Source organism: Kribbella jiaozuonensis, assembly GCF_005233875.1.
In the GTDB taxonomy this organism is placed as follows: Bacteria; Actinomycetota; Actinomycetes; order Propionibacteriales; family Kribbellaceae; genus Kribbella; species Kribbella jiaozuonensis.
Genome location: NZ_SZPZ01000007.1, coordinates 554,753 through 577,017, shown reverse-complemented (window position 1 = coordinate 577,017; position 22,265 = coordinate 554,753). Strand labels below are relative to the sequence as shown.

The window sequence follows — 22,265 nt, the reverse complement described above, 5'->3', positions numbered from 1 at the left end:
ACCGGGTTAACCGGGTAAGGCCCCCAGTAGACCACTGGGTTGATAGGCCAGAAGTGGAAGCGCCGCAAGGTGTGGAGCTGACTGGTACTAATAGGCCGAGGGCTTGTCACACACACAACACTGGACGTGCACGACACGGGAGTGTTGTACAGACTTCGACAAGTACTGCGCTGCAAGTAACGATGTTCGCGTTCACTGTACGGTTCCCGGAATACGGTCACCCCAGCAACCAGATCCCTGAGGGGGTTTGTGGTTCTGTGTTGGTTGATAGTGTTCTCATATTGTTTCGGTGGCCATAGCGTCGGGGAAACACCCAGTCTCCATTCCGAACCTGGAAGTTAAGCCCGCCAGCGCCGATGGTACTGCGACCGGGAGGTCGTGGGAGAGTAGGACGCCGCCGGACATTCACACTGTTAAGGGCCACCCCAACCGGGGTGGCCCTTAACATATGTATAGCCAGTTTTGCTGGTTGTTGTCCTGCCTTGTGCTGCCGTCGGGTGTCTGACTGGCGGCCAGGGCCTCACCCCCGCTGCGGACGCGGTAACGTTTGTCCGATTACTGCTCTTCAGCTTCGTTAGGAGTCCACCGTGGCTACGCCACCTCGCAATCCTCGCTCCGGTTCAGGGGACCGCCGCGGTTCCTCCGGAGGCGCCGGCCGTTCCGGCCGCAGTGGAGGTGGACGTCCTGAGTCCGGCGGTCGCTCGAGTTCTGGGGCCGGCCGGTCGGGTTCTGGCGGTGGTCGGTCTGGTTCTGGTGCCGGGCGTTCCAGCTACAGCGGTGGCACGGGCTCCGGCGCGGGTCGCTCGAGCTCGGGTGGCGGTGGCGGGCGTGCGGGTTCCGGAGGCGGTCGCGGCGGTTCCGGCGGTCGTTCTGGTGGCGCGCCGAGTCGTCCGGGTGGTTTTGCCGGTGGGCGTTCGGGTGGTTCGGGCGGACGGTCCGGTGGGCCTCGTTCGGGAGGCAGTTCGTCGTACCGAGATGAGGGCTCTACGGAGAACAGGCGTGGGTATGTCGGGTCCCGTGGGGATGACAAGGGTCAGCGGGATCCGTTCCGTGGCCAGCTGAGCGGCGAGGGTGGTCGCGGGGCTGGGCGTGGGGACAGGTCTGGTGGGTTCCGGCGCGATGACCGTGGCGACGATCGGCGTGATGACCGGTCCGGTGGCCGTGGTGGAAACGCGCGTGATGACCGTGGTGGGCCGCGGCGCGATGATCGCGGTGGTGACGGGCGTAGTTCGTACTCGCGGGATGACCGCGGTGGCCGTGGTGGTTCGCGGGATGACCGTGGCGGAGCCGGCGGATACAGGCGTGATGACCGCTCCGGCGGCGACCGCGGTGGATACCGGCGCGATGAGCGTTCTGGTGATGACCGTGGTGGATACCGGCGTGATGAGCGGTCCGGTGGTGAGCGCGGTGGGTATCGCGGGGATGCGCGGTCGGGTGATCAGCGCGGTGGATACAACCGTGATGACCGGTCGGGTGGCGATCGCGGTGGGTATCGGCGTGATGAGCAGTCCGGTGACTCGCGTGGTGGGTTCCGGCGTGACGAGCGTGGCGGAGACTCGCGTGGGCGGGGTCCCGGTGCGGCACGTGGTGGCGGGCCGGCGCGTGGAGAGCGTGGGGCTTTCCGGCGGGACGACCGTCCGGGCGGTGCTCGGCGAGACGAGCGCTCCGGCGACGACCGCGGCGGGTACAGCCGCGACGACCGTGGTGGCGACTCGCGTGGTGGGTATAACCGTGACGACCGAGGTGGCGACTCGCGTGGTGGCTTCCGGCGGGATGACCGGGCGGGCGACAACCGTGGTGATGCGCGCAGTGGATACCGGCGGGATGAGCGGTCGGGCGATGCACGCTCTGGCTACAACCGGGATGACCGCTCTGGCGGCGACCGTGGTGGTCGGGCGGGTGGGGCTCGGCGTGATGAGCGGGCCGGTGACTCGCGTGGTGGGTACAACCGCGATGAGCGGGCTGGTGACTCGCGTGGTGGGTACAGCCGGGATGATCGCGGTGGTGATGCTCGCGGTGGGTTCCGGCGGGATGAGCGTGGTGGGGATTCGCGGGGGCGTGGGCCTGTCGGGGATTCTCGGGGACGTGGTAGGGACGATCGGCGCGGGCCGGCCGGGCGCGATGAGCGCCGTGGCGGGCCTCGGCGGGAGGATCGCGAGGAGAAGGCCGGTCCTCGGCGGGATGACCCGAAGATTCCGGAAGGGATCACGGGCGGCGAGCTTGATCGTGGTGTGAAGGCTGAGCTCCGGTCGTTGCCGCGGACCTTGGCGGATCTGGTGGCGCAGCACCTGGTGGCGTCGGGGCGGTTCCTCGACGACGACCCGGAGCTGGCGTACCAGCATGCGCGGGTTGCGCGGCGGCTGGCGTCGCGACTTGGTGGAGTCCGCGAGGCTGTGGCGATCACGGCGTACCTGGCTGAGCACTACGACGAGGCGCTGACCGAATTCCGGGCCGTACGGCGGATGACCGGTAACCACGAGGTCATCGCGATGATGGCTGACTGCGAGCGGGCGCTCGGCCGGCCGGACAAGGCGCTGGCGCTGACCAAGGACAAGCACGTTCACGACCTGTCGGAGCCGACGCAGATGGAGCTGCTGATCGTGGCGGCCGGTGCGCGGCGTGACATGGGACAGACCGCGGCGGCGATCCAGACGCTCGAGGTGCCGGAGCTGACCAAGCGGACGCGGGCCGAGTGGCTGCCGCGACTGCGGTACGCGTACGCCGATGCGCTGGCGGAGGCCGGTCGTACGGACGAGGCGCTCGTCTGGTTCCACCGCGCGGCCGGCGTCGACGGTGACGGTCTGACCGGAGCCGCCGAGCGTGCTGCTGAGCTGGAAGGGCTCGAGTTCACCGACCTCGACGAAGACGACACCGTTCTCGACGACGAGTACTTCGAAGAAGAGGACGAGGTCGAGGAAGACGAGGACCTGGCGGACGAAGCCGACCTCGACGAACCTGAAGACGCCGCAGAAGACGACGCGGAAGACGACGCTGAAGACGAGTCCGAAGACGAAGCCGATGAGGTTGTGGACGAGGCTGATGAAGCTGAGGATGCGGCTGACGAGGCTGAGGATGCCGCCGCTGAAGCGAGCGACGAGCTGGATGAGGACGGGGTCGACGAGTTCGACGACGTGGCTGAGGACGTGAAGGACTCGGCCGGCGGCGAGCCCAAGGGCGCTGAGGAGTAGAGACGTGGCTGACCGGGACTTGGTAGTGGCTGAGAGCCCGGTCGGCGTGCTTGTCGGCGTGGCTCTCGCGAAGGGAGCGCGCCGGCTCGAGAAGTCGGTCGGGATGGTGTCGGCGGGGGAGGACGACGCCATCCATCAGGTGCGCGTCTCCTGCCGGCGGTTGCGCAGCGACCTCAAGCTGTTCCGCAAACTCCTGGCCGGCGACTGGGCGCCCGAGCTCCGGGCCGACCTGGCCGCGCTGGCCCAGGCGTGTGGTGAGGCGCGCGATCTGGAAGTGATCGCGGCCCTCGTCCGCGAGAACACCACCAGCGAGGACAACGAGGAACACGTCGACACGATCCTCACCGCACTCACCCTCGGACTCGACCGTGCCGCCGCGCGCTCCGCCGAGGTCGTGCTGGGCGAGACCACCAAGGACCTGCTCACCACGATTGAGTCGATCGCAGCGGGCCCGGACCTGAATCCCAAGGCAGACAGGCCATGCGGCGAGGTCCTACCCGAGCTCCTCGAGTCGGCCACCGCGAAGTTCACCCAGGAAGCCCACAAGCTGAAGCCCTGGAGCGCCGACGACCACTGGCACGAGGTCCGCCTGCTGGCGAAGCGCGTGCGGTACGCCGCCGACACCAGCGCCGCTGTACTCGGTGAGGAAGCAAAAGCCACCGCCGCCCAAGCAGCGACGTACCAGGAGCTGCTGGGCCAGCACCAGGACCACTGCGCCGCAGCGGACGCCCTGACCAGCATGGCTGCCGACGCGGCCGCTCAGGACGACCCGGAGCTGTCCTTCACCCTCGGACGGCTCACCGAACGCCACCGCGCCGCCCGCAAACCCCTCCGGGAGCAGTTCCTCAGCCTCTACCACCGGCCCTGAAACCTCACAGCATCCGGAACAGCAGCCCCACCCGCGGCTTCGGCCCGAACGACGTGGCCTTCTGCGGCAGTACGACGCCCTGGGCCGCAGAACGCAGTACCTGGTCCATCCGGGGTGCTGCGAGCTCTACAGCCGCCTGCTGAGGCCCAGCCAACGCCAGTGCGTCCGAGAGCGTGTGGTGGAAGCTGATGTCCTCCTCCACGACTCCCCAGGCCGGCAGCAGCACCTCATGCAGCAGTGCGACCGTTGGCGTATCCACATCGGAGTGGAGCGTCAGCCAACTGGTGCCGTCCGTGATCGAGATGCGGTCCGGATCGCCTTCCACCCGACCAGGCTGCATCTGCCAGCCGGTCGGCGTGTGCGTCCGCACAGTCTCCAGATCCAGACCCGGTACGACGCGATGGATCGGGTCCAGCGTGAGCGGATGGCGGATGTAGTCGACCAGCATCGCCAGACCGACCTCTGCGCCCGCCCTGTAAGGCTCCCGGAGCTGCCGCTCCAGGTACGCTGCGTACCGGTGGTGCCCGTCCGCGATGACGGCCTCGTGCTTGGCCAACTCCGCTGCGATCGCCTCGAGGGTCTCTGGGTCGTCGATCCGCCAGATGCGATGCTCGGCGCCGTTGTATGTCTCAGCCTCCACCCACGGCTCCCCGGAGCGCGCCGCGTCCACAGCATCGCTGGCCACGCTGCCGCCGGCGTACGCGAGCAGGATCGGCTCCAGATCCGCGTCCGTCGCCTCCATCAGCCGGAGCCGGTCGTCGACCCAGTGCGGCATGACTTCCTCGTGCGGCAGCACCACCGTCCGCGCCGGATCCAGCCGCAACGAGCCGACCAATCCGCACAGCATGGCGTTCCCCAGCCGCTGCTCGTACACGTACAGCGCGGGCCGTCCGTCCTGCACCACCACACCGTCCCGCTGCCAGCGGGCGAGCCGTTGCGCGGGCTCGTCGTACCGGCCGGGGCCGAGCTCCGGATCGCGTGGAAGGATGAGCCTCACCATGTTGTGCAGATCAGAGTCAGTCAGCCGCCGGACGATGGCGGGTTCCAGCACGTCGTACGGCGGTGACGTGACCGCGCCGAGCGCGCTCACCTTGCCGGCGACGAACCGCCAGGCACGCAGTGGATCGAGTCTCAGCACGCTCCTCCTCGAATCCGGCATGCGCGGCATCGTACGGTTTCCAGCATGAACACGGAACGTGAAGCGCCTGTTCCGCTGTCGGCGTGTGATGTACCGCTCGCGAGCCGGTACGACGTCGCGCTGCTCGACCTCGACGGAGTCGTGTACGTCGGCCCCGACCCGGTCCCGGACGCCCCGGAGAACCTGCGGAAAGCTGCCAAGGAAGGCATGCGGATCGGGTACATCACGAACAACGCGAGCCGGCCGGCGCGGGTCGTTGCCGAGCACCTCGCATCGTTCGGGCTGGATGTGATCGCCGACGACGTGGTGACCTCCGCGCAGGCGGCCGCGAAGCTGATCGCGAGCGAGTACCCGAAGGGCTCGCCGGTCCTCGTGGTCGGCGGCGAGGGGCTGATCGTCGCGCTCGAGGAGTACGGCCTGACGCCGGTCCGCAGCAGCGACGCGAACCCGGTCGCCGTCGTACAAGGTTTCCACCCGGACGTGAACTGGGTGATGCTCGCCGACGGCGCGCACGCGATCAACGAGGGCGCGAAGTGGTTCGCGACCAACCTGGACCTGACGATCCCGACCGCGGCAGGCAAGGCGCCCGGTAACGGGACGCTCGTGCAGGCGGTCCGGGCCGCGGTCGACGTCGATCCGGTCGTCGCCGGCAAGCCCGAGCCGCCGCTGCTGGAGACGAGCATCGAACGGCTGAAAGCCAAGCAGCCGTTGATGATCGGGGACCGGCTGGACTCCGACATCCAGGGCGCGAACGCGGTAGGCATCGCGAGCCTCTGGGTCGCGACCGGCGTCAACGACCCGTACGACCTGGCGCGGGCGCCGAAGAACCAGCGCCCGACGTACGTCGCCGCGGGGCTCAGCGCACTGGCCGAGAAGCAGCCCGGCGTGACCGTCGACGGCGGCAAGCACTCCTGTGCAGGCTGGACGGCCGAGATCGTCAACAATGCGGTCGCGGTCAAGGGCGAGGGCAAGCCGTACGACGGTCTGCGCGCGATCCTCTCCGCGGTCTGGACCGCCGTCGACGCGCCGACCGAGCAGGCCAAGACCGCGAAGGCCGCCGGCCGGACCCGTCGTCCCCGCCCGAAGCCTGCTCCGACACCCGATTCGATCGCGATCGACGCCGCGCTGCACCGCGTCGGCCTCGACAAGTAGGTGCTGCTGGCTGGTATCCCATGGCCGAGGCGATACCGTTGCTGGGAACGATGCGAGGAGGCAGTCATGGTGATGGACGCAGTACGTGGCTACGTACAGCTGGCGAGCGGGTTGACCGAGGTCACCAAGCAGAAGGCCCAGGCGGCTGCGAAAGCGTTGCTGCAGCAGACCGGGGCGGACGCGCTGACCACCAAGGTGAGCGACCTGGCCGACGAGATCGTTGCCACCAGCAAGAGCAATCGTCAGCTGCTGCAGGCGATCGTGGCGAACGAGGTCGAGGGCGCGGTCGCGCGGCTCGGGTTCGTCCGTTCCGAGGAGGTCGCGGCGCTGACCCGCCGGGTGAAGGCGCTGGAGACCGAGCTGGCCGAGGCACATGCCGCCGGGCCGGTTCCCGACCCGCTGATCGGGGACGCGCCGGTGCTGACCAAGAAGGCGGCAGCCAAGAAGGCCGCGAAGAAGGTGCCGGCCAAGAAGGCCGTGCCGCTCGCGAAGAAGGCCGCGGCGAAGAAGGCTGCCAAGAAGACGGCGAAGAAGGCCTGACGTGACCGAGCATCCTGGCGAGCAGTTCCCGCCGGACGTCGACCCCGACGTCGAGCCCGGTTTCGACCCGGCTGAAGAGACACCGGCCCACCCGGACTACGACACCGAGCCCGGCGCCCGGGACGCGGCCGAGCACGTGGAATCCGCCGAGCACGTCGATCCCGCCGCGGTCGAGTTCGGGCCGGAGTTCGCCCGGCCGCCGGGCGAAGAGTACGAGCACTCTTTTGAAGCCGAGTCGGCCGAGGATCCGAGCGAAGGTGGTCACCCGTTGGTCGAGGAGACCATGGCGCGGCTCGACGAGCTGCGGGACCGGCCGGTGAGCGACCACGGCGAGGTGTACGCCGATCTGCACGAGCGACTCCAGAGTGCCTTGGTGGAGGCGGACGCCGAGCAGGGCGACCGGAGCTGAGTGGCCAAGGCAGCCAAGCGTTCGCGACTCGACGCCGAGCTGGTACGACGTGGCCTGGCGCGCTCGCGTGAGCATGCGAGCGAGCTGATCGCGGCCGGCAAGGTGAAGGTGTCGGGCACTGTGGCCGGCAAGCCCGCGACCGGGGTCGGCTCGGACGCACCGATCGTCGTCGACACCTCCGAGCACGAGGACCCCGGCTATGCGAGCCGTGGCGCGCACAAGCTGATCGGCGCGCTGGAGGCGTTTCCGGCAGTCCAGGTCAAAGGCCGCCGGACTCTCGATGCCGGTGCGTCGACGGGCGGGTTCACCGACGTACTGCTGCGCAACGACGCCGCGCACGTGATCGCCGTCGATGTGGGTTACGGCCAGTTGGTGTGGGCTTTGCAGACCGACGAGCGGGTCACCGTGATGGACCGGACCAATGTCCGGACGCTGACGCTGGAGGACATCGGTGGTGAACCGGTTGATCTGGTCGTCAGCGATCTGAGTTTCATCAGCCTCACGCTGGTGCTGCCCGCGCTGATCGACGTGGTCAAGCCGGACGGCGAGCTGGTGCTGATGGTGAAGCCGCAGTTCGAGGTCGGCAAGGAGCGGCTCGGCAAGGGCGGCGTGGTCCGCGACCCGGAGTTGCGGGCGGACGCCGTACGCTCGGTGGCAGCGAAGGCTCACGACCTGGGGTGGGGAATCAAAGGGGTGGCGGCCAGCCCACTGCCTGGTCCGTCAGGAAATGTCGAATACTTCCTGTGGATACGCCGGGAAGCGCCGGTTCTCGATGAGACGATGCTGCTGACCGCTATCGAGCGCGGACCGCAATAAGGAGGCAGGGTGGCTGAGCACGAGCCGCGGCGCGTGCTGCTGGTGACGCACACCGGCCGGGAGCAGGCGGTGGAGGTCGCCCGCGAGGCGCATCGGTTGCTGACCGACGCCGGGCTGCTGGTCCGGCTGCTCGGCGGCGAGGCCGAGGCGCTCAAGCTGGACCCGGTCGAGATCGTCGACGACCCGGAGAAGGCGGCCAACGACGTCGAGCTGATCATGGTGCTCGGTGGCGACGGCTCGATCCTGCGCGGCGCCGAGCTGGCCCGCCCGCACGGTACGCCGGTGCTCGGGGTCAACCTGGGCCACGTCGGGTTCCTGGCCGAGGCCGAGGTCGACGACCTGGAGCGGATCGTCCAGGTGGTCGTCGACCGCAGTTACACGGTCGAGGAGCGGATGACGCTGGCCGTCGACGTGCGGCATGACGACGACCTGATCTTCGAGACCTGGGCGCTGAACGAGGCGAGTGTCGAGAAGGCCGCCCGCGAGAAGATGCTCGAGGTTCTGGTCGAGGTCGACGACCGCCCGCTGTCCCGCTGGGGATGCGACGGTGTCGTCGTCGCGACCCCGACCGGCAGTACGGCGTACGCGTTCTCCGCCGGCGGTCCGATCGTCTGGCCGGAGGTCGAGGCGATCTTGATGGTCCCGCTGAGTGCGCACGCGTTGTTCTCGCGGCCCATCGTGGTGGCGCCGACGTCGCGGCTGTCGATCGAGCTGGTCCCGTCCTGGAACGGGCGCGGAGTGCTGTGGTGCGACGGCCGCCGGATGGTCGAGGTGCCACCCGGCGCCGAGATCACGGTACGGCGAGGCACGACACCGGTCCGGCTGGCGCGGGCGCACGAGGCGCCGTTCACCGACCGACTGGTGGCGAAGTTCGACCTCCCGGTGCTCGGCTGGCGTGGGGCCGCCGAGCGCAAACGCAACGGAAACGGAAACTAGCCATGCTGTCAGAGATCCGCATCACCGGGTTGGGCGTGATCGAGGACGCGACGCTGGACCTCGACCCCGGATTCACTGCCGTCACGGGTGAGACCGGTGCCGGTAAGACGATGGTCGTGACCGGCGTGAACATGCTGCTCGGCGGCCGCGCGGACAGTGGCCTGGTGCGGCACGGGACCCGCCGGGCGCGGGTCGAGGGCCGCGCCAGCGCCGTACCGCGGTCGATCGTGCAGCAGGCCGAGGACCGTGGCGGCGAGCTGGACGACGACGAGTTGCTGATCGCGCGTGAGCTCTCGGCCGAGGGTCGCTCGCGGGCGTTCCTCGGCGGCGCGTCGGTGCCGGTGTCCGTGCTGGGCGAGGTGTCCGGCGACCTGGTCGCGATCCACGGGCAGGCTGATCAGTGGCGGTTGCTGCAGCCCGCACGGCAGCGCGAAACGCTGGATACCTTTGCAGGTAAGGCGGTTCTCGTCCCACTGCAGGAGTACTCCGCTGCCTACAAGCGGCACCGCGAGGTCGAGGCCGAGCTGACCGAGCTGACCACCCGCGAGCGCGATCGCCTCGCCGAGGCCGACCTGCTGCGCTTCGGTCTGGACGAGATCGCGAAGGCCGAGCCGTTGCCCGGCGAGGACCTCGAGCTCGCCGCGGAAGAGGAGCGCCTGGCGTACGCCGACGGTCTGCGTACTGCGGCAACGACCGCCGCTGATGCGCTGGCCTCCGAAGACCTCGATTCCACCCGGCCGAACGACGTACTCGGCCTGCTCTCGTTGGCGAAGCAGGTCCTGGACGCCGAGCGCGACCACGACGCCAAGCTCGCCGAGCTGGCCGACCGGGCGGGCGAGCTCGGGTATCTGGCCGCGGACCTGTCCGGCGAGCTGTCGTCGTACGCGGCCGATGTCGACACCGACCCGGCGCGGCTGGCCGTGGTCAGCGAGCGACGGTCCTTGCTGCATGGGCTCGTGCGCAAGTACGGCGCTGAGCAAGGCACTGTGGACGAAGTACTGGAGTGGACGAAGCGGTCCGCGGCCAGGCTCGCCGATCTTGACGGCAGCGACGAGCGGGTCGAGCAACTGACCGCGGAGCTGGCCGAGCTGGACGCGAAGCTTGCCGATCTCGGCAAGCAGATGCGGGAAGCGCGGATCGAAGCATCGCAACGACTCGGTGTCGCGGTGTCCGAAGAGCTGACCGGGTTGGCGATGCCACACGCGAAGCTGTCGATCGAGGTGCACGAGACTGCGGCCGGTCCGTTCGGCATCGACGAGGTCGAGTTCTGCTTCGCGGCGAACCCGGGCAGCCCGGCACGCCCGTTGCAGAAGGCCGCGTCCGGTGGTGAGTTGTCGCGGGTGATGCTCGCGCTCGAGGTGATCCTGTCCGACACGCATCCCGTGCCGACGTTGGTGTTCGACGAGATCGACGCCGGCATCGGCGGCCGGGCCGCGGTCGAGGTCGGCAAGCGGCTGGCAAGGCTGGCGGAGCGGACCCAGGTGATCGTGGTCACCCATCTGCCGCAGGTCGCCGCGTTCGCGGACCGTCACGCTGTGGTGCTGAAGAGCGACGACGGCTCGGTCACCACCAGTGGTCTGGTGGCTCTGGACGATGACGCCCGGTTGAAGGAACTGTCCCGGATGATGGCCGGCCTGGAGAACTCCGATGCCGCCCAGGCGCACGCCGAGGAACTGCTCGCGCTCGCCGCCGAACGGCACAAACCCAGGAAGAAAAGTCGTTCCAAAGGATGATTTGACGCACAGTGATCGTTATTTCAAAGCGTTAACGAGGGCCTGCCCGGGTAAATGAACCGGAAGGGGGCTCTTGACATGGCAGGATGAGAGGGCGATGAAACTGCCCAGCCTGCGGAGAGCACGACCCACTGAACTGCCCGGCGTCACCGGAGTGGTCCGGCTGGATCGACGTACCAAGAATCTCACCAAACGACTCAAACCGGGCGATATCGCGGTCATCGACCATGTCGATCTGGACCGGGTGAGCGCCGAGGCGCTGGTCGACTGCAAGATCGCCGCCGTGGTGAACGTCGCCGATTCGATCAGCGGCCGGTACCCGAACCTGGGCCCGGAGATCCTGGTCGAGGCCGGTATCCCGTTGGTCGACGGGGTCGGCCGCGAGGTGTTCTCGATCCTGCACGAGGGCGAGCAGGTCCGGCTCGACGACGGCACGCTGTACCGCGGGACCGAAGCCGTCGCGAAGGGCATGTCCCAGGACAGCAAGTCGGTCGCGGAGTTGATGGACGACGCCCGCGCCGGGCTGTCGACCCAGCTCGAGGCATTCACCGCGAACACGCTCGAGTACCTGCGGCGCGAGAAGGACCTGCTGCTCGACGGTGTCGGCGTACCGCATATCCACACGGCGATGGAGGGCAAGCACGTCCTGATTGTGGTCCGCGGGTACGACTACCGCGAGGACCTGGTCGCGCTGAAGTCCTACATCCGTGAGTACCGGCCGGTCCTGATCGGCGTCGACGGCGGCGCCGACGCCCTGGTCGAGAACGGGTACGTCCCGGACCTGATCGTCGGCGATATGGACTCGGTCAAGGACGAGACGCTGAAGAGCGGCGCCGAGGTGGTCGTGCACGCGTACCGCGACGGTCGCGCGCCCGGCTCCGAACGGCTGGAGCGCCTCGGCGTCGAGTCGATCGAGTTCCCGGCCACCGGCACCAGCGAGGACGTCGCGATGCTGTTGGCCGACTCCAAGGGCGCCTCGCTGATCGTCGCGGTCGGCACCCACAACTCGCTGGTGGAGTTCCTGGACAAGGGCCGCTCCGGGATGGCGAGCACGTTCATCACCCGGTTGCGGGTCGGTGCCAAGTTGGTGGACGCCAAGGGCGTCGGCCGGCTGTACCGAAGCCGGGTCTCTACTCTTCAGGTGGTCGCGCTCGCCGCGGCCGGCCTGTTCGCACTCGGCATGGCGCTGGTCGCGATCGGCGCCGACGACGTGCTCTGGTCGATCCTGCGGGCGCGCTGGAGCGACTTCGTCTATTGGATCCGGGAGCTGTTCACGTGATCGACTTTCGCTACCACATCGTCTCGATCGTGGCGATCTTCTTCGCCCTGGGCGCCGGTGTGGTGCTCGGCGCCGGACCGTTGAAGGGCACCGCCAGCGAGGTCGTCGCGGCGCAGGCCGACAAGGACCGGCAGCAACTCGCCGACGCGCGGGACGAGCTGACCCAGCTGAAGGCCCTGGACAAGTACCGCGACGACTACGTTGCCAAGGTCACCGCGGGGCTGACTCATGGCAAGCTGGCGAACAAGAAGATCGCGATCGTCACGATGCCGAACGCCGACAGCGACCTGAGCGACGGCGTCCAGGCCGAGCTGGAGAAGGCCGGCGGCGTGGTGAACACGAAGGTCGCGCTGGACGCGAAGCTGTTCGACCCCGGTCAGCGCCAGCTGGTCGAGTCGCTGGTGAACCAGCTCGTCACCGCGGACATGGACTTCCCGAAGGACAGTACGACGTACCAGCGGGCCGGGCTGCTGCTGGCCCGCGGGGTCGCGGCGAAGGAAGAGGGCAAGACCGCCGACGCGGACTCGACCAAGGTGATCAGCGGGCTGACCGGCGCGAAGCTGTTGTCGCTGAAGCCGTCGCAGATCACGGAGCGGGCCAGCCTGATCGTGGTGATCGCGGCCAAGCCGCCGACACCGACGCCGGACAACTCGACGTACAACGACGCGGTCGACTTCATCAAGGGCCTGGACATCGGCAGCGGCGGCGTCGTGGTCGGGGGTACGCCGGCCACCGCGGCCGACGGCGGACTGCTCAAGGCCTTGCGGAGTGACTCCGAGGCCACCAAGATCGTTTCCTCGGTGGACGTGGCCGACCTCCCCGCCGGCCAGATGACGATCGTCTTCGCGCTGGTCGAGCAGGCCGGCGGCAAGGCGGGGCAGTACGGCGCGATCAACGCGAAGAACGGCGTCGCGCCGTCGGCCGTACAGATAAAGGACAATTGACGTGGGAATTCTGAGCGCTGCCGTTGCGGCGGCCGCTACTGCCGGGCTCGAGCGCGCAGCGGAGAAGCTGCCGAAGGAGAACCGGGAGCCGTTCGAGCGCACCAACCATCGCGGTGAGTCGGTCACGCTGCTCGAGGGTCCGGTCGCGGTGCTCGGCGCGCTCGCCGGCGTCGCCGCGTCGCGGGGCAGCGGCAAGGTGAAGGCGGCCGCGCTGGTCGCCGGCGCCGTGTCCGGTGCGGTCGGTGCATACGACGATCTGCGCGGGACGACGCAGGCCAAGGGTTTCCGCGGCCACCTGAGCGCGTTGAAGCGCGGCGAGGTGACGAGCGGCGCGGTGAAGATCCTCGGCGTCGGCGCCGCCGGTCTCGCGGCTGCGGCGCTGTTGCCGCGCAAGTCCCGTGGCTTCAAGGCCTTCGCCGGAGTCGTTGCCGACGGCGCCTTGATCGCCGGTACGGCGAACCTCACCAACCTCCTCGACCTCCGCCCGGGCCGCGCGCTCAAGGCGGTCACGGCGCTGAACGCTCCGCTCGCTGTCGTCAGCGGTCCGGCCGGTGCTGTCGCCGGCGCCGCCGCTGCCTCCGCGCCCTCCGACCTCGGCGAACGCTCGATGCTCGGCGACTGCGGCGCGAACGGCCTCGGCGCGATCACCGGTACGGCGCTGGCCGCGTCGCTCCCGCGCCCGTTGAAGACCCTCGTCCTGGCGGCGGTCGTCGGGCTGAACCTGGCGAGCGAGAAGGTCAGCTTCACCAAGGTCATCGCCGACACCCCTGTCCTCGACAAGATCGACCAGTGGGGCCGACGACCCAGGTGAGTCGGCTGGCCCGCGCCGCGCTGGTTGTCGCGGCGATCACCGTTCTGGCGCGGGTGGTCGGGTTCGCCCGGTGGTTGGTTTTCTCGAAGACCGTAGGGGCCGGGTGTCTGGCCGAGGCCTACACGACGGCGAATCAGCTCCCCAACATCCTGTTCGAGGTCGTCGCCGGCGGAGCGTTGGCGGGCGCCGTCATCCCGGTGCTCGCCGGGCCGGTGGCGCGCGGGGACCGGGCGGCTCAGGGGCGGATCATCGGGGCGTTGCTGTCCTGGTCGTTGGTGCTGCTGACCCCGGTCGCCTTGCTGGCTTGGGTTCTGGCCGGCCGGTACACCGACGCGATGCTCGACCCCGGCGCCGACTGCGGTAGCACGACGGCGACCGCGACCCGGATGCTGGCGATCTTCGTACCGCAGGTCTTCGGGTACGCCGTGGCGGTGATCGCGACCGCGGTTCTCCAGTCCCACAAGCGTTTCGCGGCCGGTGCCATGGCGCCACTGATCTCGAGCCTGGTGGTCGTCGCGACGTACATCGTCTTCGCAGCCGCTGCCCCGAACGCCGATGCGGCCGCGCGCGGAGCGACCGACCTGCTCGCCTGGGGTACGACGGCCGGCGTCGCGGCGCTCGCCCTCACGGTGCTGATCCCGATGCTTTCCCTCCGCCTGCCGATCAGGCCGACGCTGCGCCTCGACCCCGGCGTCGGCCCGGTCCTGCGCAGGCTCGCGCTGGCGGGTCTCGCCGTACTGATCGCGCAGCAGCTGACTTTCGTCGTGACGACGTACTTGGCAAACCATCGCGGGGTGCCGGGCAGCATCGCGGTCTACACGTGGGCCAACGCCGTTTACCTGTTGCCGTACGCCGTTCTGGCGGTCCCGATCACGACGGCCGTGTTCCCGCGACTGGCGGCCGCGTTCGACGCGGGGGAGCGGTTCGAGTACTACGCGGCGACCTCCACCCGCGCGGTGATGTTGGCGGGCGGCGCGGGGGCCGCGCTGCTGGTCGGCACCGCGGTACCGGTCGCGAGGATCTTCGCGTACGACGACGGCGCCGTCGTCGAGTCGAGGGCAACCGCGCTCGTCGATGGGCTGCTGTTCTTCGCCCCGGCGGCGATCGGCTTCGCGGTACTGATGCATGTCGGCCGGGTGCTGTACGCGCGGCACTGCGGTCGTGAGGTGGCTGTTGTGACGTCTGCGGCCTGGGTACTGGTGGCGCTGGCCGGTGTGGTGCTGACCGCCCGATGGGCAGCGGTGCCGGCACTGGCGGCAGCGATGTCGATCGGCATGGTGATCGGCGCGGTGGTGCTGCTCGGAGTGCTACGACGGGAGGCAGGCCCGACTGTGCTGACCGGATTTGCGCGTGCGACCCTTGCAACGTTGGTCGGTGCCGCTCTGGCAGGAGCGGCAGGCTGGCTGGTCTCGGTACCGGCCGGCGACGCGGGACCGGCGAAGGCGGTCGTGTTCGCGATCCTCTCCGGCCTGGCCGTCGTCCTGGTGTACGCCGGTGTCGTGCTTGTCTTGGATCGCGCGGACGCTCGCGCACTCGTTCGACGGGAGAAGCGATGAGGATCGGGTTGCTGCTCGCGGAGTCGCGGGGCGGCATCGGGCAGCATGTGGCCTCGCTGGTGCCGCGGTTCGTGAGTGCCGGGCACGAGGTCGTCGTGTGTGCACCGCCCGGCACAGCCGAGCATTTCGAGTTCGGTCCGGCGACGGTTGTCACGCAGGCGGCCGGGCTGCGCGGCTGCGACGTGATCCATGCGCACGGCTACCGCGCTGCTATGACTGCCCTGCGGGACAGGTCGCGGCTGCGTCCGCTGGTCGTCACCTGGCACAACGCAGTGATCGCACCCGGACCACGTGGCCTGATGATGCGGATGGGGCAGCGGTTGGTTGCCCGAGGCGCTGATCTGACTCTGGGCGCCTCGAGCGACCTGGTCGAGCTGGCGAAGAGCCTGGGCGCTCGCAACGCCCAGCTGGCTCCGGTGGCCGCTCCGGCGATGCCTCGGGTCCGTACGCCGCGCGCGGACGTCCGGCACGCGCTTGGTGTCGGCAACCGGCCCATGGTGCTCACGGTCGGCCGGCTGGCGCCGCAGAAGGACTACCCGACGCTGCTGTCGGTCGCCGCGCGCGTCCACGAGTCCACACCGCACGCGGTCTTCGTCGTGGTCGGTGACGGACCGTTACGGGACAACCTGCAGGCCCGGATCGACGCCGAGAACCTGCCGGTCCAGTTGCTGGGACACCGCAACGACGTGGCCGACCTGCTCGGTGCGGCCGACGTGTTCTTGCTCACCTCCCACTGGGAGGCCCGCGCGCTGGTCATCCAGGAGGCCATGCAGGTCGGCGTACCGGTCGTGGCGACGGCGGTCGGCGGCGTACCCGAGCTGGTCGGGGACAGCGCAGTACTGGCGTTTCCGGGCGACGCGGACGGGCTGGCCGACGGTGTCCGGGCGGTTCTGGCCGAGCCGGAGACGGCGAACGCTATGCGGACACGCGGCCGGGAGTTGTCCGCTCGATGGATGGACGAGGACGCGGTGGCAAAGAATCTGCTCGACATCTACGCGGGTCTCGTCGCGACCGGTGGTTGACAAGAGGTAGACTGGAGACCCGTGGACAGGGCTTCGACTTCCCAGCAGACCAAGCACGTATTCGTCACCGGTGGCGTGGCATCCAGTCTCGGTAAGGGACTGACAGCGTCCAGCCTCGGCAGTCTGCTGACGGCTCGGGGCATCCGCGTCACGATGCAGAAGCTGGATCCGTATCTGAACGTGGATCCCGGCACGATGAACCCGTTCCAGCACGGCGAGGTGTTCGTCACCAACGACGGAGCCGAGACCGACCTGGACATCGGGCACTACGAGCGTTTCCTCGACCGGGACCTCTCCCAGGTCGCCAACGTGACCACCGGACAGGTCTACTCCAGCGTCATCGCCAAGGAGCGCCGCGGCGAGTACCTCGGTGACACCGTGCAGGTCATCCCGCACATCACCAACGAGATCAAGGAACGGATGCTCGCGATGGCGGGCGCCGACGTCGACGTCGTACTGCACGAGATCGGTGGCACCGTCGGTGACATCGAGTCACTGCCGTTCCTCGAGGCCGCGCGGCAGGTCCGGCACGACGTCGGCCGCGACAACGTGTTCTTCCTGCACATCTCGCTGGTCCCGTACATGGCGCCGAGCGGCGAGCTGAAGACCAAGCCGACCCAGCACTCGGTCGCCGCGCTGCGCTCGATCGGCATCGCGCCGGACGCGGTCGTCTGCCGGGCCGACCGGCCGATCCCGGACAGCGTGAAGCGGAAGATCTCGCTGATGTGCGACGTCGACCAGGAGGCCGTGGTGGCCGCCCCGGACGCGCCGTCGATCTACGACATCCCCAAGGTGCTGCACGCCGAGGGCCTCGACGCGTACGTCGTACGCCGCTTGAACCTGCCGTTCCGCGACGTCGACTGGACCCGTTGGGACGAGCTGCTGCGGGTCGTGCACCACCCGAAGGACGAGGTCACCGTCGCGCTGGTCGGCAAGTACATCGACCTGCCGGATGCGTACCTGTCGGTCGCGGAGGCGCTGCGCGCGGGCGGGTTCGACAACGACGCCCGGGTGAACCTGCGCTGGATCGCTTCCGACGAGTGCGCCACGCCCGAGGTTGCGGCCCGGCTGCTCGGTGACGTCGACGCGATCTGCATCCCCGGCGGTTTCGGGGTGCGCGGTATCGAGGGCAAGATCGGCGCGATCCGGTTCGCCCGCGAGCAGGGGATCCCGATCCTCGGGCTGTGCCTCGGCCTGCAGTGCATGGTGATCGAGGTGGCCCGCGACCTGGCCGGCCTGGTGGACGCGAACTCCAGCGAGTTCGACCCGGACGCCGAGCAGCCGGTGATCGCGACGATGGAGGAGCAGAAGCACATCGTCTCCGGCTCCGGCGACCTCGGCGGCACGATGCGGCTCGGCCTGTACCCGGCGAACCTCGCCGACGGTTCGATCGTCCGCGGTCTGTACGGCGCTCCGTCGATCCAGGAGCGGCACCGGCACCGCTACGAGGTGAACAACGCCTACCGGGACAAGCTGGAGACGGCCGGCCTGGTGTTCAGCGGCCTGTCGCCGGACCACGAGCTGGTCGAGTTCATCGAGCTGGACCGGTCCGTGCACCCGTACTTCGTGGCCACCCAGGCGCACCCGGAGCTGCGGTCGCGGCCGACCAAGCCGCACCCGCTGTTCTCCGGTCTGGTCGCAGCTGCCCTGGACCGGCAGCGCGAGTCCCGGCTCCCGGTCGAGGAGCCGAAGCCGGCCGCGGCCAAGAAGACGCCGGTCAAGACCCGATGACGGACCACCCCGAGCTGCGGTTCGGCGCCGGGCTCGCCGACCAGCCGGAGCACTGGCCGGTCTCCTCGTCCGAGGTTGTGCACGAGACCGGCCGGGTGATCTCGGTACGCCGGGACACCATCGACCCGCCGGTCGGTGAGGCGTTCGTGCGCGACGTCGTCGTACATCCCGGCGCCGTCGGCGTGGTCGCGCTTGACGACAACAACCGGATGCTGCTGGTGCGCCAGTACCGGCACCCGGTCGGCTACAAGCTGCTCGAACCGCCGGCCGGGCTGCTCGATGTCCAGGGGGAGCAGTACCGCCTGGGCGCCGAGCGCGAGCTGTGGGAGGAGACCGCGACCAAGGCCGCCGACTGGCGGATCCTGGTCGACGCCTTCACCTCGCCCGGCCTCACCAACGAGGCCGTCCGGATCTTCCTGGCCCGCGACCTGTCGCCCGCCAACGAGTCCTTCGAACGCCTCCACGAAGAGGCCGACATGGAGACCGTCTGGGCACCGCTCATCGACGTGGTGGGTGCGGTCCTGGCCGGCCAGCTCCAGAACCCGATCCTCGTCATGGGCTCGCTGGCCACCTGGACCGCACTCAACGGCCCCGGCTTCGACACCCTCCGCCCCGCCGACTCACCCTGGCCGGCGAAGGACCGCTGAAGTACCGGAACTACGCGGAGGTCTTGACCCACTGCGGTGGGTGAGGGTATCTGTTGCTGACAACGATGTCACACGCCACCTCACTCCGCCCCAAGGTTGGTTCCGCCCATGCGTCGTCCTGTCCGTCGTCCCCTGCTGTCCCGTCGCGCGTGCCTGCTGCTCGCCGGCGCCCTGATCGTCGCCGTCGCTCCTACGGCTCACGCCGTTCCTTCACCGTCGCCGGTTGCCTCAGGCGGGCATCCGACGACTGCGACGCCGCCGGATCCGTTGGCTGTCGGTCTTCGTACGTCTGCGGCTGCCGGGAGCAGCCGGATCACCACGAGTTCGGTTGATCCGACCGAGCAGGTGGATCCGTTGATCGGGACGTCCAATGCGGGGAACGTGTTTCCCGGGGCGGTGTTGCCGTTCGGGATGTTCTCGTTCAGTCCGGAGACGAGTCGGGGGAATGCTTATCGGACCGCTGCGCCCGGTGGGTATCTGTACGGCGCGAACAAGATCCGCGGCTTCAGCCTCACGCACATGAGCGGGACCGGGTGTGCAGGTGGTTCGGGAGACATCCCGATCTTCCCGCTGGCCGGTGAGGTGACGACCTCGCCGCAGAGTGACGCCAAGGACGAGATCTATGCGTCGACCTTCAGCCACGCGCAGGAGGTCGCGAAGCCGGGGTACTACAAGGTCGGGCTCGACTCCGGTGTGACGGCCGAGTTGGCTGCGACGACGCGGACCGGGTCGGCGGCGTTCACGTTCCCGGCCGACAAGGCCAGGACGCTGATGTTCCGGACGTCGAACTCCGAGGTCGGATCGAGCGACGCTGCCGTCAGCATCGACGCGGCGCATCGCACGGTCAGCGGATCGGTGACGAGCGGCAACTTCTGCGGGTACCTCGCGAGCGTCGGGCAGCGCAGTTACTACACGCTGCATTTCGTCGCCGAGTTCGACCAGCCCTTCAAGAACCAGGGCACGTGGACCGACACCACGGTCACGCCGGGAAGCACTCAGGCAAGCGGGGGTACGACGTACGGCACCGACGGCTGGATGCCGCCGAACAAGGGGTCCGGCGGGTACGTCGGCTTCGACAGCGACACGGTGACGATGCGGATCGGCATCTCCTACGTGAGCGCCGCCAACGCGCTGGCGAATCTGCGGGCCGAGAACCCGCGCGGTACGTCGGTCGCGATGACGGCCGCGAAAGCCAAGCAGGCCTGGCGAAAGCAGCTCGACCGGATCGAGATCACCGGCGGTACGGCGGACCAGCGCACGACCTTCTACAGCGCGCTGTACCACGCGTCGCTGCACCCGAACGTGTTCAGCGACGTCAATCACCAGTACTGGGGATTCGACCAGAAGCCGCATTACATGTCGCGCGGGCAGGCGGCGCAGTACGCGACGTTCTCCGGGTGGGATGTCTACAGGTCGCAGCTGCAACTAGTTACGTTGCTCGATCCTGATCGGGCTGGGGATATCGCGCAGTCGTTGCTCAACCAAGCCACGCAGAACGACGGCATCTGGGACCGATGGACGCACGCCTCCGGGAGTACGTCGGTGATGACCGGTGACCCGTCGGCACCTGCCGTGGCCGGCATCTATGCGTTCGGTGGGACGAACTTCGACGCCCGCGGAGCACTGCGCTCGCTGGTGAAGGCGGCGACCGTGCCGACGGCGAAGGACCTGAGCTCGGCCGGTAAGCCGGTCATGACGATCGGACAGCGGCCCTCCCTCGACAAGTACCTGGCGCTGCACTACGTCCCGACCAAGTCCAACGCGTGGGGCGGTGCGGTCGAGACGCTCGAGGACGTGACGGACGATTTCGCCTTGTCCCAGCTGGCGCAGCGGACCGGCGACAAGGCGACGTACCAGAAGTTCCTGACGCGGTCGCAGTACTGGCAGAACGTGTTCAACCCGGACAACGGCGGCTACGTGCAGAACCGGGACGACAACGGCGCCTGGCCCGCGTTCACGCCGTCGACGTACGACGGGTTCGCCGAGGGGAGCAGTGCGCAGTACACGTGGATGGTTCCGCACAACCGGGCCGGACTGGTCGACGCGATCGGCGGTGTGGACGCGACGAACCAGCGGCTGGACGCGTTCTTCAAGAACCCGGACGGGACGTGGGCGCTGACCGGTGCGGGCGAGCTGCACGCCGAGATGGACAACGAGCCGTCGATCAACACGCCGTGGATCTACAACTACACCGGTCGGCCGTACCAGACGCAGGAGACGTTGCGGCAGGCAATGAACCAGCTGTGGAACACGAGCACCGGCGGGATCCCTGGCAACGACGACCTCGCTGCGATGTCGTCCTGGTACGTATGGACTGCGCTGGGGCTGTACCCGGACGTGCCGAGCCGGGCGGAGCTGCAGGTTGCCGCACCGCTGTTCTCGAAGGCAGTGATCCACCGGGGCAGCCGGACGATCCGGATCAACGCTCCGGGTGCGGATGCGCAGTACGTGCAGTCGTTGAAGGTCAACGGGAAGTCGTCGACCAAGGCGTGGCTGCCGGAGTCGTTCGTGCGGCACGGCGGGACGTTGGACTTCAAGCTGGGTACGACGGCCAACACCTCGTGGGGGTCTGCAGCCAAGGACGCACCGCCGTCGTGGCGGACCGGTGAGATCCCGTTCCAGACGTCGACCGACACCAGCCGCGTCGTCGTCGCGCCGGGCACCACCAGTGTACCGATCGCTGTGCAGGCCCACCGACTGAGTGGGACCGCGCAGGACGTCACCTACACGATCAACGCTCCTGCAGGTCTCACCGCGACACCTACTACTGGCACGCTTCATGTGGACAAGGTCGGCAGTGCGCCGGTGACGATCGCCGCTGCAGCTGGCACGCCGGACGGCCGCTACCCGGTCACGGTGTCGATGAAGGCCGCTGACGGCACGGCCTTGCCACAGGTCGGTTTCACGGTGGTCGTCGGTCAGCCGAACTCGTTCTTCGTGCTGCGGGAAGGCGCCGGCATCTCCGACGACAACGGCGACCACACCGAGGCGGACTACGACGGCGGCGGCGTCAGCTACTCCCGCCAGGCGCTGGCCGCGGCGGGGTTGACTGCTGGGGGCAGCGGGACGGTGCAGGGCCTCACGTTCACGTGGCCCGACGTGCCGGCTGGTGACCCCGACAACGTGCCCGCCGACGGCCAGCTGCTCAACCTGAACCTGCCCGCCGGTACGACGATGCTGTCGTTCATCGGCAGTGCGGTCAACGGCAACCAGCAGACGACGGCGACGCTGAACTACGCCGACGGCAGTACGTCGCCGATCGACCTGTCCTTCAGTGACTGGACGCTGGGCGGTGGCGGCGACACCCTGCACTACGGCAACGTCATTGTCGCGACCACGCCGTACCGCAACGAGTCCGGTGGCGGGAAGGACAACGTCACGACGCACATCTTCGCCACGGCGCCTGTGACCTTGACCCAGGCCCCGGTGAGTATCACGCTGCCCAAGAACCGCGACCTACGGCTTTTCACCGTAGCAGCGGGCTGAATCGGAGGG

At 68.8% G+C, this 22,265-nt stretch carries 18 protein-coding genes and 2 rRNA genes; 19 read left to right on the top strand and 1 reads right to left on the bottom strand.

Features of this window, described 5'->3' with window-relative positions; all coding sequences use genetic code 11:
* From FDA38_RS41275 to FDA38_RS41255, 5 genes are all read left to right on the top strand, one after another.
* A 23S ribosomal RNA gene (locus FDA38_RS41275) occupies window positions 1-111 on the top strand; the annotation flags it as partial.
* Between the two features lie 174 nt (window positions 112-285).
* Window positions 286-403 (top strand): 5S ribosomal RNA (rrf, locus tag FDA38_RS41270).
* A 686-nt stretch (window positions 404-1,089) separates the two neighbouring features.
* Entirely contained in the window at window positions 1,090-2,235 is a 1,146-nt protein-coding gene (locus FDA38_RS41265; RefSeq protein WP_137259616.1) for a hypothetical protein, read from the top strand.
* Complete coding sequence (locus FDA38_RS41260) at window positions 2,232-3,188, top strand: tetratricopeptide repeat protein (protein ID WP_233715229.1); 957 nt, start codon at window positions 2,232-2,234, stop codon at window positions 3,186-3,188. Before FDA38_RS41265 ends, FDA38_RS41260 begins: the two co-directional genes overlap by 4 nt.
* A 4-nt stretch (window positions 3,189-3,192) precedes the next feature.
* Window positions 3,193-4,056, top strand: coding sequence for a CHAD domain-containing protein (locus FDA38_RS41255; RefSeq protein WP_137259615.1), 864 nt, complete (start codon window positions 3,193-3,195; stop codon window positions 4,054-4,056).
* A 4-nt stretch (window positions 4,057-4,060) separates the two neighbouring features.
* On the opposite strand, the gene FDA38_RS41250 is transcribed toward FDA38_RS41255, so the two are convergent.
* Window positions 4,061-5,194, bottom strand: a complete 1,134-nt coding sequence (locus FDA38_RS41250; RefSeq protein ID WP_233715228.1) for a DUF1015 family protein — start codon at window positions 5,192-5,194, stop codon at window positions 4,061-4,063.
* A gap of 45 nt (window positions 5,195-5,239) precedes the next feature.
* On the opposite strand from FDA38_RS41250, the gene FDA38_RS41245 reads away from it, so the two are divergent.
* The 14 genes from FDA38_RS41245 (at window position 5,240) to FDA38_RS41180 (ending at window position 22,256) form a co-directional block, all read left to right on the top strand.
* Window positions 5,240-6,346, top strand: coding sequence for an HAD-IIA family hydrolase (locus FDA38_RS41245; protein ID WP_137259613.1), 1,107 nt, complete (start codon window positions 5,240-5,242; stop codon window positions 6,344-6,346).
* A gap of 66 nt (window positions 6,347-6,412) precedes the next feature.
* Complete coding sequence (locus tag FDA38_RS41240) at window positions 6,413-6,886, top strand: phasin family protein (protein ID WP_137259612.1); 474 nt, start codon at window positions 6,413-6,415, stop codon at window positions 6,884-6,886.
* A 1-nt stretch (window position 6,887) separates the two neighbouring features.
* The gene (locus FDA38_RS41235; RefSeq protein ID WP_137259611.1) at window positions 6,888-7,295 is read left to right on the top strand and encodes a hypothetical protein; all 408 of its coding nucleotides are present in this window, start codon (window positions 6,888-6,890) and stop codon (window positions 7,293-7,295) included.
* The gene (locus FDA38_RS41230; RefSeq protein ID WP_137259610.1) at window positions 7,296-8,111 is read left to right on the top strand and encodes a TlyA family RNA methyltransferase; all 816 of its coding nucleotides are present in this window, start codon (window positions 7,296-7,298) and stop codon (window positions 8,109-8,111) included.
* A gap of 9 nt (window positions 8,112-8,120) precedes the next feature.
* Window positions 8,121-9,047, top strand: coding sequence for an NAD kinase (locus tag FDA38_RS41225; protein ID WP_137259609.1), 927 nt, complete (start codon window positions 8,121-8,123; stop codon window positions 9,045-9,047).
* A 2-nt stretch (window positions 9,048-9,049) separates the two neighbouring features.
* The gene (gene recN / locus FDA38_RS41220) at window positions 9,050-10,780 is read left to right on the top strand and encodes a DNA repair protein RecN (RefSeq protein WP_137259608.1); all 1,731 of its coding nucleotides are present in this window, start codon (window positions 9,050-9,052) and stop codon (window positions 10,778-10,780) included.
* A 97-nt stretch (window positions 10,781-10,877) separates the two neighbouring features.
* Window positions 10,878-12,059, top strand: a complete 1,182-nt coding sequence (steA, locus tag FDA38_RS41215; RefSeq protein WP_137259607.1) for a putative cytokinetic ring protein SteA — start codon at window positions 10,878-10,880, stop codon at window positions 12,057-12,059.
* Complete coding sequence (locus FDA38_RS41210; protein WP_137259606.1) at window positions 12,056-13,003, top strand: copper transporter; 948 nt, start codon at window positions 12,056-12,058, stop codon at window positions 13,001-13,003. The genes steA and FDA38_RS41210 overlap by 4 nt, the downstream gene beginning before the upstream one ends.
* A 1-nt stretch (window position 13,004) precedes the next feature.
* Window positions 13,005-13,814, top strand: coding sequence for a hypothetical protein (locus FDA38_RS41205; protein WP_137259605.1), 810 nt, complete (start codon window positions 13,005-13,007; stop codon window positions 13,812-13,814).
* Window positions 13,793-15,370 carry a murein biosynthesis integral membrane protein MurJ gene (gene murJ / locus FDA38_RS41200; protein ID WP_233715227.1) on the top strand — a complete coding sequence of 526 codons (1,578 nt, stop codon included), beginning with the start codon at window positions 13,793-13,795 and terminating at the stop codon, window positions 15,368-15,370. Before FDA38_RS41205 ends, murJ begins: the two co-directional genes overlap by 22 nt.
* On the top strand, window positions 15,367-16,392 hold the full coding sequence (locus FDA38_RS41195; RefSeq protein ID WP_137259604.1) for a glycosyltransferase family 4 protein: 1,026 nt from the start codon (window positions 15,367-15,369) through the stop codon (window positions 16,390-16,392). The genes murJ and FDA38_RS41195 overlap by 4 nt, the downstream gene beginning before the upstream one ends.
* A gap of 21 nt (window positions 16,393-16,413) precedes the next feature.
* Window positions 16,414-18,123 carry a CTP synthase gene (locus tag FDA38_RS41190; RefSeq protein WP_137259603.1) on the top strand — a complete coding sequence of 570 codons (1,710 nt, stop codon included), beginning with the start codon at window positions 16,414-16,416 and terminating at the stop codon, window positions 18,121-18,123.
* Complete coding sequence (locus FDA38_RS41185) at window positions 18,120-18,770, top strand: NUDIX domain-containing protein (RefSeq protein ID WP_137259602.1); 651 nt, start codon at window positions 18,120-18,122, stop codon at window positions 18,768-18,770. The genes FDA38_RS41190 and FDA38_RS41185 overlap by 4 nt, the downstream gene beginning before the upstream one ends.
* A 108-nt stretch (window positions 18,771-18,878) precedes the next feature.
* Window positions 18,879-22,256, top strand: a complete 3,378-nt coding sequence (locus FDA38_RS41180; RefSeq protein ID WP_137259601.1) for a GH92 family glycosyl hydrolase — start codon at window positions 18,879-18,881, stop codon at window positions 22,254-22,256.
* The last annotated feature ends 9 nt before the right edge of the window (window positions 22,257-22,265 follow it).

Excerpts from the sequence above, each read along its gene's own strand:
- FDA38_RS41180 (WP_137259601.1), top strand. The coding sequence starts at position 18,879 with ATGCGTCGTCCTGTCCGTCGTCCCCTGCTGTCCCGTCGCGCGTGCCTG.
- FDA38_RS41185 (WP_137259602.1), top strand. The coding sequence starts at position 18,120 with ATGACGGACCACCCCGAGCTGCGGTTCGGCGCCGGGCTCGCCGACCAG.
- steA (WP_137259607.1), top strand. The coding sequence starts at position 10,878 with ATGAAACTGCCCAGCCTGCGGAGAGCACGACCCACTGAACTGCCCGGC.
- FDA38_RS41245 (WP_137259613.1), top strand. The coding sequence starts at position 5,240 with ATGAACACGGAACGTGAAGCGCCTGTTCCGCTGTCGGCGTGTGATGTA.
- recN (WP_137259608.1), top strand. The coding sequence starts at position 9,050 with ATGCTGTCAGAGATCCGCATCACCGGGTTGGGCGTGATCGAGGACGCG.
- FDA38_RS41240 (WP_137259612.1), top strand. The coding sequence starts at position 6,413 with ATGGTGATGGACGCAGTACGTGGCTACGTACAGCTGGCGAGCGGGTTG.
- FDA38_RS41195 (WP_137259604.1), top strand. The coding sequence starts at position 15,367 with ATGAGGATCGGGTTGCTGCTCGCGGAGTCGCGGGGCGGCATCGGGCAG.